General features: G+C 62.3%; 11 protein-coding genes and 1 tRNA gene. 4 read left to right on the forward strand and 8 right to left on the reverse strand.

What is annotated here, in order from left to right; translation table 11 throughout:
• Positions 1–172 precede the first annotated feature (172 nt).
• A complete protein-coding gene (locus tag MRX98_RS16790) occupies positions 173–883 on the reverse strand; it encodes a phospholipase C/P1 nuclease family protein (RefSeq protein ID WP_246912740.1) in 711 nt (236 codons plus the stop codon).
• A 520-nt stretch (positions 884–1,403) separates the two neighbouring features.
• On the opposite strand from MRX98_RS16790, the gene MRX98_RS16795 reads away from it, so the two are divergent.
• Both MRX98_RS16795 and MRX98_RS16800 read left to right on the forward strand, forming a co-directional pair.
• Entirely contained in the window at positions 1,404–2,711 is a 1,308-nt protein-coding gene (locus MRX98_RS16795; RefSeq protein ID WP_246912744.1) for a sulfite exporter TauE/SafE family protein, read from the forward strand.
• Positions 2,712–2,835: 124 nt separating this feature from the next.
• Complete coding sequence (locus MRX98_RS16800) at positions 2,836–3,357, forward strand: hypothetical protein (protein WP_246912749.1); 522 nt, start codon at positions 2,836–2,838, stop codon at positions 3,355–3,357.
• 560 nt (positions 3,358–3,917) lie between these two features.
• Here the strand turns inward: MRX98_RS16800 and MRX98_RS16805 are convergent.
• The 3 genes from MRX98_RS16805 to MRX98_RS16815 form a co-directional block, all read right to left on the reverse strand.
• Positions 3,918–3,993, reverse strand: a tRNA-Ala gene (locus tag MRX98_RS16805).
• 160 nt (positions 3,994–4,153) lie between these two features.
• Complete coding sequence (locus MRX98_RS16810) at positions 4,154–6,997, reverse strand: FAD-binding and (Fe-S)-binding domain-containing protein (protein WP_246912751.1); 2,844 nt, start codon at positions 6,995–6,997, stop codon at positions 4,154–4,156.
• Complete coding sequence (locus MRX98_RS16815) at positions 6,994–8,247, reverse strand: lactate racemase domain-containing protein (RefSeq protein ID WP_246912754.1); 1,254 nt, start codon at positions 8,245–8,247, stop codon at positions 6,994–6,996. Before MRX98_RS16815 ends, MRX98_RS16810 begins: the two co-directional genes overlap by 4 nt.
• 234 nt (positions 8,248–8,481) lie before the next feature.
• Here MRX98_RS16815 and MRX98_RS16820 point away from each other — a divergent pair, with 234 nt between their 5' ends.
• Entirely contained in the window at positions 8,482–8,682 is a 201-nt protein-coding gene (locus MRX98_RS16820) for a hypothetical protein (protein WP_246912755.1), read from the forward strand.
• Here MRX98_RS16820 and lexA read toward each other — a convergent pair.
• The gene (gene lexA / locus MRX98_RS16825) at positions 8,679–9,320 is read right to left on the reverse strand and encodes a transcriptional repressor LexA (protein WP_246912757.1); all 642 of its coding nucleotides are present in this window, start codon (positions 9,318–9,320) and stop codon (positions 8,679–8,681) included. The two genes, MRX98_RS16820 and lexA, sit on opposite strands and share 4 nt — an antisense overlap.
• A gap of 134 nt (positions 9,321–9,454) precedes the next feature.
• Here lexA and MRX98_RS16830 point away from each other — a divergent pair, with 134 nt between their 5' ends.
• Positions 9,455–10,468 carry a transposase gene (locus tag MRX98_RS16830; RefSeq protein WP_246912759.1) on the forward strand — a complete coding sequence of 338 codons (1,014 nt, stop codon included), beginning with the start codon at positions 9,455–9,457 and terminating at the stop codon, positions 10,466–10,468.
• Between the two features lie 106 nt (positions 10,469–10,574).
• Here the strand turns inward: MRX98_RS16830 and MRX98_RS16835 are convergent, their stop codons facing one another.
• Genes MRX98_RS16835 through MRX98_RS16845 form a run of 3 tightly spaced genes read right to left on the reverse strand, consistent with a single transcriptional unit; the run spans position 10,575 to position 14,006 of the window.
• Positions 10,575–11,966, reverse strand: coding sequence for a sigma-54-dependent transcriptional regulator (locus MRX98_RS16835; protein WP_246912760.1), 1,392 nt, complete (start codon positions 11,964–11,966; stop codon positions 10,575–10,577).
• The gene (locus MRX98_RS16840) at positions 11,938–13,485 is read right to left on the reverse strand and encodes a two-component system sensor histidine kinase NtrB (RefSeq protein WP_246912763.1); all 1,548 of its coding nucleotides are present in this window, start codon (positions 13,483–13,485) and stop codon (positions 11,938–11,940) included. The genes MRX98_RS16835 and MRX98_RS16840 overlap by 29 nt, the downstream gene beginning before the upstream one ends.
• Positions 13,482–14,006 carry a hypothetical protein gene (locus tag MRX98_RS16845; RefSeq protein WP_246912764.1) on the reverse strand — a complete coding sequence of 175 codons (525 nt, stop codon included), beginning with the start codon at positions 14,004–14,006 and terminating at the stop codon, positions 13,482–13,484. The genes MRX98_RS16840 and MRX98_RS16845 overlap by 4 nt, the downstream gene beginning before the upstream one ends.
• Positions 14,007–14,464 lie beyond the last annotated feature (458 nt).

A 14,464-nucleotide genomic window follows, 5' to 3' on the forward strand; every position in this document is an offset into this window, starting at 1 on the left:
ACACACATCTAACCGACAGAATTCATTAACTTAAAACTTAACACTTAAAACTTAAAACTGCCCGTAAGGGCCCCAACTTAAAACTGCCCGAAAGTGCAAAAATAAGATTGCACCCCACATCAGGTAGGTCCATCGGCGGCTTTTCACCGCATGCAACGGCACACCGCCACTGTCACCCGCCGTGGTCGTCCGGGGCGGTCGCGGTCAGAATGTAGCGCCATATCGCTTTGAGCAACGAGGCGCTGTGGCTCAACTGTTGGTAGGTCTCCCGGCGGGTCGGCAACCGCGACTCATCTTCGAGCAGGTACCCCAGGCGCAGCGAAATATTGGCGATGCGGGCCACCTCCCGTGCCAGATCCTGCTCCGAGGCGATGGCGATGGGATGGATCTGGATCGCGTCAACCTGATCTAAAACTTCGTCATTGACGATGCCGTCCATGGCGGCATGGTGTTCTCGGTTGAAGGCATTGTAGACCGTGTTGTGCAGCGGCATGGAGAGATCCCCGACATAATGCATCAGGTAGGCCAGGGGAATGCCGGCATAGCGCCCGGCGGCGCGGGCGGCCTTGACCTGGCGCACCGTAGTGACGATGGCGCCGTACAAATGGCCAGCCGGATGGTAGGTGTCGTAACGCTCGGCCTGGGCCAGTACCATGGCCGGCGTGACCACGGTGCCCCGCGGGTTATTGACGAAATGGTTGTATTTTTCCATGCGCCCGATCTTGCCGCCCGCGATATCGGCGGCGGCAGCGTTGAACCACTTGGGCACGCCGGCCGCCTTGGCAATGGCCACGTGGGTTTCATCGTACCACCCCGGTGCCTGCGGCACAGCCCCCAGCAGGCCCGCAAAAACCAGTGCTATGGCCACCAAACAGCGCCCCATAAATCCTCCCCTTTTTCGTGGAAGCGCCATTATGACAGCGCAACCCAAGTGGGTCAAGGAAAGGGCCATGCGGGAATGGCGACCCATGGGAGATCGACATTTGCAAGGATGTGCAAAGTTTTTGTTGCAACGCATCTTTTTTATTTCGTACGAAAGGCTCCCCTTCATTCCCAATGAATATCACAAATCAAGGCATAGCATATATTATTTCAATTTATTTCAATTTGTTAAACATTGTACTGGTCGACATGCCGAATGGCATCCATTTTGCGTAAGAACAAGCAACCTGCGCGGTCCCGGATCGCTCCGCCTTGTGCCGACCAACACCCCATGGATCATTCCGGACCCGTTTGGTGCACAAGGTAAAGCGCTGCCGCCGGACAACCGGAGCGCAACAAGACGGCACGTTGTGTAGATGCCACCTCAGGACGATGCAATGCGGATGTAGCGACGACGCTGCATCGATTGCATCGCCCGGGGCCCCAATAACAAAATATTTTGGAAAAGGAGGGAAACAATAGTGAACCGAACCAAGATTTACGTTGTAACCGCCCTGCTGCTGCTTTTATCATTTGCGGCGCTGGCAATGGCACAGTCCGAACCGTCTTTGACCACGCCCGGCATGCCGGACAAAATGAAAACGGCCATCCAGGCAAGCCTCGAAAACCCGGAGACGGCCGCCCAAACCCGGGCGGTGATCAAACCCGATGAAGCACCCGGCTTCCTGGGCATCCCCGGCGCCCCGGACCCCAACCTGGTGCTGGGCTTTCTGTGGGCCGTGTGGGTCGGCTGGATCTTTTCCACCGTGGGCGCCTTCGGCGGCATCATGGCCGGCGTGGGCCACATCACCATCTTCGGCCTTGCCGACTATGCCAAAGCCTTCGGCCGCGGCAACCCGGTGAACAATCTGATCACCGACTCCATCCGCGTCTCCAACCAGTGGCTGGTGGGCCTCAGCGGCATGATCTCCTCGTTCAACTATTACCGCATGGGACGCCTGGTGGCCCCCCTGGGCATCTGCCTGGCCATCGGCGGCGTCGGCGGCTCCTGGCTGGTTCCCGAGTTGACCGCCGGCAAGATCTCCTTGCGCGACTACCTGGGATTCTTCGGCCTGATCGTTTTCGTGCTGGGCGGTTTTCTGATTTATGAAATGACCCCCAGGGGCTCGGCCGGCAAAAAAGAAGCCAAGGCGGCCGCCCAGGCCTTCGAAAAAGCGGCTCGTGAAAAGGCAGACACCAAGGACCAGGGCGTGAAAATCATCGAAGGATCCTGGACCTTCATGTGGGTCGCCGTGGCCCTGGTGGTAATATCCGCGCTGTGGATCAACCTTGTCCAAGGTCTGAGGTTCGTTCCCTACATCCTGGTCCTCGTGGGTTGGGCGATGACCTTCATGATCGGCAAAATCCGCTTCACCTTCTACGGCCAGGAGTTCAGCTTCAAAGCCTACGTACCCATGATTGGCGGCATCGTCATCGCGGCCCTGGCCTCTTTCTTGGGCGTGGGGGGCGGTTTTCTCTACGTGCCCTTCCTTACCTCCGTCGCGGGCCTGCCCATGTTCCTGGTGGCCGGCACATCGGCCCTATGTGTGCTGGTGGGCATGATCGTCTCGATTTTCTCCTATATGGTGGGCAAGGGCGTGGTCATTGCTTGGGGATTCATAGGCGTGGAATTGATCGGCATTTTCGTGGGCTCGATGATCGGCCCCCGCACCTCTAAATACATTCCGGAAAAGGTGCTGAAGATCATCTTCATCGTGCTCGCCTTCTACGTCGGCATCCGGTACACCACCAAGGGGTTTCTGGGCTTCAGCATCGTACCCCCGTTCTAGGCTCTCCTTGAGACCCGCCCGTGGGCGTGTTAACGTACAGGGCATCAGCGTCCGAACCGAAAGGTTCGGACGCTGATGCCCATTGTTTCTTTAAGGCACGCCGACGAAAAGGCACGTGGACACCATGCAAACCTTTTTCAACCTCATCGACCCGGTACTGATCCTTCCCTTTCGGCTCTTCGACAATCCCATGACCGGATGGTGGGTGGGCAACTTCTGTCTTGCCTTGTGGTGCATCGTGATCGGCGAACTCACCATGGCCGTGGCCCATCGCGTCAATCGCAAAGCGATCGCCACCAACCTGGAAGAGACCGAGTACTACCATGAACAATCCATGAAGGCCAAAGCGGCCGGTGACGAGCAGGCCTACACCGGAATCAACAAACTGGCCAACCAGGCCTACGGCAAATCCTTCTTCCTGCTCATGGCCATGGGCATGGCCGCCTTGTGGCCGGCCTTCATCGCGGCCGGCTGGCTGGACAAACGATTCGGCAATCTCCAATTCAACCTCCCCGCCTGGGCCGGCGGCTTCGAAATCAGCTTCCTGGCCCCGTTCATCTGCATTTACATCCTCCAACGCATCGCCTGGTCCCGCATCAAAAAAAGGATCATGAACCGCAGGCAACCCCCACTGGCGGACCGTTGAAGAGCCGCTTCCCCGATCCGATCCAGCAGGCACCCGATTGATTATATGTGTCGAGCCTTATTTCGCTACACGGCTGGATACCCTCACCGTAGGGGCACGGCATGCCGTGCCCTCGCGGGCTGATCAGGCTCACCCGGGCACGGAATGCCGTGCCCCTACGGTGGATGCAAGGCGCGATACGTGGAAGGATCTACCGGCTCGACCGCCCCAACTCTCTATAATTGATAGCACTCCTTTTAACGGCCCATTTAACGGCCCATGGGCGAACCACAACGGGAACCATATAACGGCGCCTCCTGGCTGCACGCATGGTGCATATTCACCGAGGAAAGGCGCATGCCTGAATGAGGACGCACCTGGGAGATGTCGGGATATTGGGTAGACGACTAAAGGACTATTGCATTACCGGAAAATGGAAAGGGCTTCCCATTGCTCTGTGTTCGGGGAAGTGTGGCCGGCGTGCCGAGCCGTAGCTTGCCGCCCTTTATATGAGCTTGTCGTGGGAGCCCGACTTCGCCTTACGGCTACGTCGCGGCAGCCTTCGCTTTGCAAGCGAAGGCTGGTGGAGATGAGGGGGATCGAACCCCTGACCTCAGCGTTGCGAACGCTGCGCTCTCCCAACTGAGCTACATCCCCGTTTCGGTTGCCGCAATTCGGCGCTTTACATAGCAAAAGACGGCCGGCGAAACAACACCTATTTCCAACATAGCCGGCGCATCCCGTTTCAGACCGGCCGGAGCTTCATGTTCAGCGTCCCCTTTTCCTCAGCGGCGCTTGTTACCGCAACGCAACTTCATCACGCGACACTGTTCCGAATCGCCTGCCACACCACCTCCACCGGGTGCAGCACGGGCAGGTTGCCCAAGTGTTCCATCTGCATTTGGCAGGTGGGGCAGTCGGTGACGCCCGCGGCGGCGCCGGAGTGGTTCAGGCGCTGGATCATGGGGGCGCCGATGGTGCGGCTGAGGGTATCGTTGGCGGCGAGCATGCCCCAACTGCCGGCGATGCCGCAGCAGTGGCTGCGCAGGTCATCGAAGCGTAGGGCCTCGATGGCCGACAGGAGGCGAATGGTGCTGTCGGCGGCCGGTTGGATGCGCAGGTGGCAGGGGTGGTGGTAGGCCACATGCAGGGGCAGGCGCGCCGGCGGCAGGCGGTCTTGGTGGTTGCGGAGCAGGTGGGTGATGTGGATGGTCTTGGCGCTGATGCCCGCGGCGGCTTCCTCGCCGATCAGGTGGGCCCAGTCGTGCATCAGGGCGTAGCCGCAGGAGGAGCAGGTGACGGCGATGTGATCGGCCCGGGCGGCCAAATCGGCCCAGGCGCGGCGATTGTTCTCGACAGCCCGGCGGGCGGCGCCGGCCAGCCCTTTGGAAATCTGCGGCAGGCCGCAGCAGTATTGGCGCGGCAGATCGACGGCGCACCCCATGGCCTGAAGCACCCGCACGGCGGTTTCGCCCAGTTCGGGCCGGATGTACCCGGCATAGCAGCCGGCATAATAGAGCACCCGCGGCCCGTCGCCCGCCATGCGGCGCGGCAGCCGCTGGTAGAGGGAGCGGCGGTCGAACAGCACGGGGGGGCGTTGGGGTGCCAACCCGGCCAGCCGGGCGGCCCAGCGCGCCACAGCAGGGCGCCGCGCCAGGGGGGCGATCACGGGGGTGAAGCGGTGGGTCAGTTTGGCCGCCAGTTCCACGTGGGCCGTCAGCCGTTGGGGCAACGGCACACCGTAGCGGCGGGCGTACTGGGCCTTGGCTTCCATGGCCATTTTGGGGATGTGGACGTGGGAAGGGCACTCCAGGAAGCAACTGCCGCAATTGACGCACTGGGCCATCACGTGTTGCAACCCTTGCTGAAACAGGGTTTGCTCGGGCACCGCGCCGCTGATCAGGGCCCGCAGCACGTTGGCCTTGGCCTTGGGCGCGGCGGCTTCGTCGCGGGTGAATTTGTAGACCGGGCACATGCGGGTGGCGGTGGTCAGGGTGGTGCACTTGGTGCAGCCGTGGCACTTTTCCACCTCCTCGGCGAACCGGCCGCCCCAGTCCAGCCGCAGCGCGGCCGGCGGACGGGCCTGGTAGGCCGCGCCGTAACGCAGGTGTTTGGTCATCTGGTCGGGATCGTCGTACACCTTGATCTCCGGGTTGAGCATGGCGCCGGGATCGAGCAGTTGCTTGGTTTGCACGAACAGGTCGTAGATGGCGGAATACTTGCGCCGCACGTAGGCGGTGCGCAGCCGGCCGTCGCCGTGCTCGCCCGAGACGGTGCCGCCCAGGACGTCCACCAGGGTGTACACATCATCGGCGATGGGCCGCAGCAGGGCCACGTCGGCCGGGTCCTTCAGATCGAGCAGCGGCCGGGTGTGCATCAGGCCCTTGGCGATGTGGCCGTAAAGCACGAAGGGCACGCGGCGGCGGCGGAAAAGGTCGTAAACCCCTTCAAAATAAGGCACCAGGCGATCCACGGGTACGGCGGCATCCTCCACCAGGGCCAGTACCTTGCGTCGCCCTTTGAGGGTGTAGAGGGTGGGCACGGCCGCCTTGCGCAGGGCCCAGAATTTCTCCTTTTCGGTGGCCGAAACCGCCAGGTGGGCCTTTTGGGTGAGCCCCGCGGCGGCCAGTTGGCGCTGCAACTGCTCGGCCGGGCGGGCGCAGGCTTCGGCCGATGGGCCGTCGAATTCCATCAGCAGTACGTTGTCGATGTCGGCCGGGATCGCCTCTTTTAAGGCGGGATCGCTGTCACGGGCCAGTTGCAGCAGGGACTTGTCCATGATTTCGATGCCCGACGGCCCCAGGGGCATGGCCTGCTGCACGGCCCGGGCCGCGCTGACGATGTCGTCGAAATAAGCCACCAGGAGGGCATCGGCGGCGGGTCGGTCGCGCAGGGCGAAGTGCAGTTCGGTGACGATGCCCAGGGTGCCTTCGGCGCCGCACAACAGCCGGTGCAAAAAGAGCCGGTCGTCTTGCACCAGGCCGCGCAGGTTGTAGCCCGCCACGTTGCAGCGAATGTCGGGGTAGGCGCTTTCGATGGTAGCGGCGTGTTGCTGGTAAAGGCGGGCCAGGCGGGCCATGGCGCCCGGCAGTTGGTCGATGGGGGTCTGCGCCAGGACGGACAACTGCGCGGCAGTGCCGTCGGCGAACACCACCCGGGCATCCAGCAGATAATCGGCCACATTGCCGTATTTCACCGAGTGGGCGCCGCTGGCGTTGGTGGCGCTCATGCCGCCGAAGGTGGCGTATTCGCCGCTGGATGGATCGGGCGGGAAGAAGCGACCGCTGCCTTTGAGGGCCACCTCCAGCTCCCCCAGACGATAGCCCGGTTCGCACACGAAGATCCCTGCTTGCAGGTCCAGGCGACGCAGGCGGTGCATGAACTTGGAAAAGTCCACCACGATGCCGTCGCCCAGGGAGGCGCCGCAAAGCCCGCTACCGGCGCCCCGGGCATGAACGCTGAAGCCCCGGCGCGCGGCAAAGCGCACCACGGCTTGGACATCCGCCTCGCTGAGGGGATAGACCACGGCGGCGGGCATTTTCTGGAAAATGCTGCCGTCGGTGGCCAGCAGGCTGCGCCGCACGGGGTCGGTGTGGACCTCGCCCGCGATGGCGGCGGCCAATTCTCCGAAGGGGGCCTGGAGGGTGCCGCTCGGGCTCATGGGGTACCCCCTTGGGCCCGGATCACCACGCCGGCATTGGGCATGACCGCCATGCTGCCCCGGTGGGCCAGGATTTCGCGGTGGGCCTGCTCCGGGGAGAGCAGGTCGCACTCGATGGCGGCGATCACCCGCGGGTCGAGGTCGGTCACCAGGCCGATGCGAATGCGGGCGGTTTTGGCCATCATGGCCAGGGCCGTGCCGCCGTTGCCCGCATAGTGGGCCGCCAATCGATCGAAGGCCGCATCCCGGCTGCCCAGGTCGAACCAGGGCAAAAAGGTGTCGGAACCGACACCGCCGTCGCAGCGGGCCAGCACGATCAGGCGACCGCCGTCGCGCACGAAGGCGGCGGCGTTGTGAATGGCCTTGTGGCTCTGAATCAGGTTGATGTCCTTGGGAAACCCGCCACAGGCCGCCAGCACCAGGTCGAAGGGGCCGCCCGCGATGGTGCAGCCGTCGGCGTGCCGGCGGCAGGCTTCCTGAAAATGGGCCTCGCCGCTGCCCACCAGCAGGTCGCACACCTGGCCGTGACTGTCCAGGATGCCGTGGACGGCCAGATCGGCGGGGCGAAAGGCTTCGATCTCGGCCAGGTCCTCGGCCAGGGAATTGCCCGCCAAGCGGCCCGCTTGGCATCCGGGGGCCAGCCGGCGGCCCGCGCGGTCCAAAAAGAGGCCGTGGTTGGCGTGAATGGCGGCGCGTTCGCCCAGACCGGGAAAGATCAGCTTGCGTCCTCCGCCGAAGCCGGCGAAATAGTGATGGGCGATGGCGCCGAAGGTGATGACGCAGCTTGCATCGACGATGTCCCGCCGCAGCCGCACCGGTGTGCCCCGCCCGGTGGTGCCCAGGGTCACAAAGGCATCCTGGTCGTTGCTGTCGTGGTGCACCCATGTCGGCGGCCCCGTGTAGGCGGTACCGTAGGCTTGCCGGCAACGCCCCGCGTCCTGGGGGCCGTGGGTACCGTAGGCGATGTGGATGCGCAAGCGGTGCATGTCGGCGCCCGCCGCCGCCAGGGCCTCCAGCAGCACGGGCAAATATTGGGGATAGCCGCAGAGGCGCGTCTGATCGGCCACCACCACGGCCACTCGCGACAGATCCAGGCCGGCGTCCGCCAAATAACGGTCCAAACGCCGGCGAAACCGCGGCGGATCGATGGTCACCGCCGGATCGCGCACCGTGAGCGATTCGGGTCGAAAACCGCAGTGAAATTCCAGGGCGGTTGTCCCGTAAGGCAGTGAGAAGGCGTTGGCGGTCACCGGAGGATCTCCTTTACCGAAAAATGGATGACGTGTCCGCAGTTATTGAAATCGGTTGAACCGACCAGCGGGACCCCATGAAGGCATCCATAATCCCGATCCCCGCAAACATCAAGCCATGGGATCGTTTGCTTGTGGCATAAAGAGGCATTATGATGCGGGCATGGTCGGATGAAAGTGGCGGCCGTACCTCGGCGGCCCAAATTGCAGGCAACCCGGAAAAGGAGCAGACAAATGAGCGAAAAAAGCCATTTCAAGTGCGCCCACTGCGAAGGCAACGCAACAGTGGAAAAAGGCAGCGCGGCCCCCGAATGTTGTGGCGAACCCATGCTCACCGCCGAGCCCTTGGACCAGTGCACCCTTTCCAGCACGGCGGAGCACAGCCGCATGGACGACATCCAGGAGCCTTGTGACGACGGTCGGGCCGGTTCTTAGGGCCCAAACCCTTCCGGGCCGCGGTAAAGGCCGACCACCTTGCCTTGGATCAGCACGTCGCTCAGATCGAACAGCATGGGCGCCATGGCATCGTTGGCCGGTCGCAGCTCGATGCGCTCGCCCTTGAGGAAGAACCGCTTGACCGTGGCCTCTTCGCCCCCGATCAGGGCCACCACGATTTCGCCATTGGTCGCGAACTGCCGCGGTTCGCAAATCACCAGGTCACCGTCGAGAATACCGTCCCGGATCATGGAGTCCCCGCGCACCCGCAGCGCAAACAGGCCGTGCGCGGTGTACCGCTTGCCATCCACCACGATCCGCCCATCCCACTCCTGCTGGGCGTAGAGGGGCAGACCGGCGGCGATCTTGCCCACGACGGGCACCACCCGCGCCCGTTCGGCCGCCCCTTGTCCCGCCGCCAAGGCCTCATCCATGAGATGGAGCGTGCGACCGTAGCGCCGATCCCGCTTGATCACCCCTTTGGCCTCCAACGCCTGCACCTGCTGGGACACCGCCATGTGGCTGACCCCCAAATCCCTGGCCGCCTCCCGCAGGCTCGGCGTACGGCCGTCGCGGGCCATGGCATCGCGCAGATAGGTCAGAAATTCCTGCTGGCGCGCCGTTAAAGCGTTCATCATGGTCCTTTCCCTGCTTGAACACATGCCATAGGACCTGACTGTACATCACCTTTACATTGAACGCAACGGCTACCATCGCAAATGTACCCTCTTTTGTATTGCTTTCCAGACGGTTATGGGCTATCTGCAGGCGCATGCCACGCAAAGCCCGCATCGATGCGCCCGGTGCGTTGCATCATGTCATCGTCCGAGGCCTCAACCGCCAAACCATCTTTGCCGACCCCAGCGACCATCGCTTCTTTCTGGAGCGCTTGGCGCAGTTATTGGATGAATCGGGTACCCGCTGTTTCGCCTGGGCCCTGCTGCCCAACCATTTCCACCTGCTGCTGCAAACCGGCCACCATCCCCTCACCTTCCTCATGCAAAAGCTGTTGACCGCCCATGCCGTGCGCTTCAATCGCCGCCACGAACGGGTGGGGCATCTGTTCCAGAACCGCTACCGCTCCATTCTGTGTCAGGAAGAGCCCTATTTGCTGGAGTTGGTGCGCTACATTCATCTCAATCCCTTGCGGGCCGGCCTGGTGGCGGATTTGCGGGCACTCCGGACCTATGCCTATTGCGGCCACGGTGTGCTCCTGGGCCGCTTGCAACACCCCTGGCAGGATCGCCACACCATCCTGGCCCGTTTCGGCGTCACCGAAAACGCCGCCAGGCGCCGCTACGATCAGTTTGTCGCCAAGGGCGTCGCAATGGGACGGCGCAGCGATCTGGCCGGTGGCGGCCTGCTGCGCAGTCAGGGCGGATGGGCGGCCATCAAGGCCAACCGCCGGGTCGGCGACTATCAAAAAGGGGATGAGCGCATTCTGGGTGACGGCCGGTTTGTCGACCGCGCCCTGGAAAGGGCCGAAGAACGGCTGCAAAACCGCTTTCGCCTGCAGCAAGCGGGCTACGATTTGGACAAGCTCATCGCCATGGTGGCCGACTGCTTGCAAATCACGCCTGCCATGGTGCTGGATCGCCAACGGGACCGGCGCCGCACCACGGCCAGGGACCTGCTCTGCTTCCTGGCGACGGACCGCCTCGGCGTCACCCAGGCGACCTTGGCGCAGCGGCTGCATCGTTCCCAGTCGGCCATCAGCCACGCCGCCGCGCGCGGGCGGGCGCTCATGGCCAGGGACGCCTATCCGGTGCTCAACCGACTGTTTTAAGCTGCTTACAATCTAAATAAAAGCCACTGCTGTTTTGACAGCGAAAACCGCCGCCCCCCGTCAGATGGGTATCCGTACGCTATTTTCATATTTTCATGAACGTCCCTTATATTCGGTATTTGTCGGCGAGGATGCCGTAGCGGCGCATGATTTGTTGCAGGGCCTGGCGTTCGAGGCCGCACATGCGGGCCGCCTGGGAGACGTTGCCTTGGCATTCGGTGAGCAGGTGACCGATGTAGGCGTGGTTGAAGTGGCGCAGGTTGCGCTCCTTGGCGCTTTTGTAGGGCAGGTTCTTCAGGCCGTCGTCCAGGGCGGCGGCCGGGGCTGAATCCTCTTGCAGGTTCACATCGGCGGGGCGGATGACATTGTCGCTGGAAAAGAGAATCCCTTGCAGAATGATGTTCTCCAGTTCCCGGATGTTGCCTTCCCAATAGCGCCTCTGGAAGGCGACCATCAGCTCGGGCGAGATGGATTTGCGCGGTTTGTCCAACTCCCGGCAGTGCTTTTCCAGGAGGTGGTTGGCCAGCAGCGGGATGTCTTCGACCCGCTCGCGCAGCGACGGCAGGTGGATGGGCAGCACGTTGAGGCGATAGAAGAAGTCTTCGCGAAACTCCTGCCGGCGGATCTTGGCCTTCAGGTCCTGGTTGGTGGAGGCCACGATGCGCACGTCCACCTGCACCGAATGGACATCCCCAAGAGGTTTGATCTCTTTTTCCTGAAGTACCCGCAGCAGTTTGGTCTGGATGGCGGGGCTGATGTCGCCGATCTCGTCGAGGAAGATGGTGCCGCCATGGGCCTCCTGGAACAGACCGATGCGGTTCTGGGTGGCGTGGGTGAAGGCCCCTTTTTTGTAGCCGAACAGCTCGCTCTCCAGGATGTTCTCCGGCACGGTGGGGCAGTTGACCGCCACGAAGGGGCCCTTGCGGCGCAAACTCAGGGCATGCACCGCGCGGGCGGTCAGATCCTTGCCCGTGCCCGATTCGCCGGTAATCAAAACGGTCAGGTCGTTCTTGGCCACCATCTGGATGGTCTCGATCACCCGGCGCATGGCCGGACTCTGGCCGACCATGTCTTGAAAACCGCCATCTTCGCGGCAGTGCTGTTGCAGCCGCTGGTTCTCGCGAATCAGGCGGTTGCGCTCCAGGGCCTTCTCCAGGCGCAACACCAGGGTATCGTGCTCGAAGGGCTTGGTGATGAAGTCGTAGGCGCCGGCCCGCAGCGCCGCGACGGCCATATCGATGTGGCCGTAGGCGGTCATCATCACCACCGTCAATCCCGGATGGCGGCTGCGAATCGCCTGCAGCAAGGCCATGCCGTCCATGCCCGGCATTTTGATGTCGGCCAGCACCAGATCGAAGGCCTCCCGGCCCAACAGGTGCAGGGCCGACTCCCCGGTGGCGGCGGTCCAGACCCGGCACTGCAGGTCGGGCTCGAGACTGCGTTTGAGCAGTTGCAACATATCCGGTTCGTCATCGACGATCAGAAGGTTCGCGGTCACGATGTTCCCTTTCATTGAGGCCATTGGCAGCCACCGGCAGGACGATGGTGAAGACGGCCCCCCGGCCGGGGGCACTCTCCACCCGGATATCGCCGCCGTGGTTCTTGATGATGCCGTAGCTGACCGAAAGTCCCAGGCCGGTGCCCTCACCGGTGGGCTTGGTGGTGAAGAAGGGATCGAAGATGCGGTTGAGCAGATCGGCCGCGATGCCCGGCCCGGTGTCCCGGACCCGGATGCACACCTTGCGTCCGCCGTCCGCCTGCTCGGTCTCGATAGTGATCTCCCCTTCCTTGCCCACGGCGTGCCGGGCGTTCATCAGCAAATTGATGAACACCTGCCGGATTTTCTTTTCATCCAGCCGCAGCGGCCCCACCTCGCGCTCATAAACGGTGCGCAAACGGATGCCGTCCATGCGTGCGTGCTGCTGCATGAAGTGTAGCACATCATCGATCAAGTCGTGAATATCGCACAGCTCTCGCTTGGGGGCCGACGTGCGGGCAAAATTGAGCAAGTCTTCCACGATGGATTTGCAGTGGCGCACTTGCTTTTCGATGGTTTTTAAATCGGCGGCGCGATCCGAGTCGCCGGGTTCGTTGCGCAGCATCAATTGCGTGTAACCCAGGATGATGCCCAGGGGGTTGTTGATCTCGTGGGCGATGCCGGAGGACAGTTCGCCGATGGAGGCCAGCTTGTCGGCCTGGGCCATCTGCTCGCGCACCATGTACTGCTGTTCGATGTCCTTGACCAGAAAATGGAGGGTTTCCTCCCCCTCCGCTACTTCCCGGACCGCCCCGCCGCTGAGCAGCGCCCGCCGCACCGGCCCGCCGCCGGCATGCAACCCCACCTCGATGCTGGAGACAAAACCCTTCACATCGATGCTGTCGGCGATTTGCCGCCATTCGGCCGCATCGGCAATATAATCTTGCAGCGAACGACCCTCGATGCCCGTGGCAGACGGTGCCAGGCCGAGCATTTGATAGCCGGCCGGGTTGAGATCCAACAAGCGGCCCTGCCTGTCGGTGACGGCGATCATATCCTTGCTGGCTTCGAAGATGCGTCGATATTTGTGTTCGGACAAGTCCAGGGCCCGCGTTCGCTCCCCTACCCGCCGTTCCAGCTCCTGGTTCAGGCGCAGCATCTCCTGGTGCGCGGTCGCCAGGGCCTGGCGATCCCGGATGATGTCCTGGTAAATGGTCCAGGTCCGTTCGAAAAAGAGGGTGGCCGCACCCACCATCATGAAGGTCAGGGTGTTGATGGCGCCGCTGAAGGGGCGGATGGGCGACCACCATTGCGCATGGCCGCTGATGATGAGCAACTGTTTGACGATGTGCCCCAGGGAGCGGGATACGGCGAACAGGGCCAGGGTGACGCTGACCCACATCATGAAGGCCCAAACAATGTTCTGTGGATCCCGCCGCCGCAACCGAAGGGCGATATGCACGCAGAGAAAGGAGAAGACGATCATCAACAGCGCCCCTCCCACATCCACGATCCAAATGGGCAGAAAGGTGACCGTCATGCCCCCGTCTCCGCTTGCCGCCTCTGATCGGCGTCCCGCAGCAGGCGGCGCAGGCCGAGGTAAAGGCAGACCAGGGCCGGCACGCATAGCAGGTGGTCCAGTTTGACCAGGTAAAAGACCACACCCAGCCAACCGTAGCCCTCGCTGGTGGTGATCCGGATGTGCATGGGGCCGACCCGTTCGGTCACCAGCAGACCCGAGGCCTCTTCCAGCCAGTGGCCGAAGAAGGCATTCAGATTCCAGGCGATGAAAAAGAGCGCGCCGTACTGTATGAAGCGCCAGCCCTGTTCGGTAACCAGTCGCCGCTTGCGCAGCCAGTAGATCAACAGACCCATGGAAAAGCCGAAGAACAGGTGGGCCATCTGGTGGGCATGCAGCCCCTCGGGGCCGCCATGGGATTGAATGGCCCACGCCGGTGCGGGCCAACCCCACAGCAGGCCCCACAGCAGAACCGCTGCCGGGATAGCGAGGTGCCGGCCCACGACGGTGCGCCGTCTCGTTTGAACGGGATCGGCATACATGGCGGTCCTCCTGTGAAATGGAAATCGATAAGGCCGCCGCACCCGGCGCGACCCGAACCCTTTGCCCTGCGTTTTCGTGGCTGTACGCTGCCGGCAGGCAGCTGCTACCGAGCGTAGGAAAAAACCGGAAGTGAAACGCATGCTTCAATAAGCAAGCCATATGCCACCGTGCCGGGCCATCGGGCGGCGATTCCCTTCAAAAACCGCCCCAGCCTGAAATCCATTCGATAACAGAAAGTTAAAAATGTGTCGGGCCATTGCCGGCCGTTAACTCCATACAGCCACAAGCGTCTGCGCGCCAAAAGGTGCATATAAAATTTTGCACCCATTTGCAATATCTGAAATTTTATATTAATAAAGATAGTTATCTGTACAAGCAATAATTTTATGGCACGCACCATAAGTTTGGCATTCCAATACGGTGGCAACGCCTTGGCCTTCTTGTGGCCCTCATCTCC

The organism is Desulfatitalea alkaliphila (assembly GCF_022968795.1).
GTDB classification, from domain to species: Bacteria; Desulfobacterota; Desulfobacteria; order Desulfobacterales; family Desulfosarcinaceae; genus Desulfatitalea; species Desulfatitalea alkaliphila.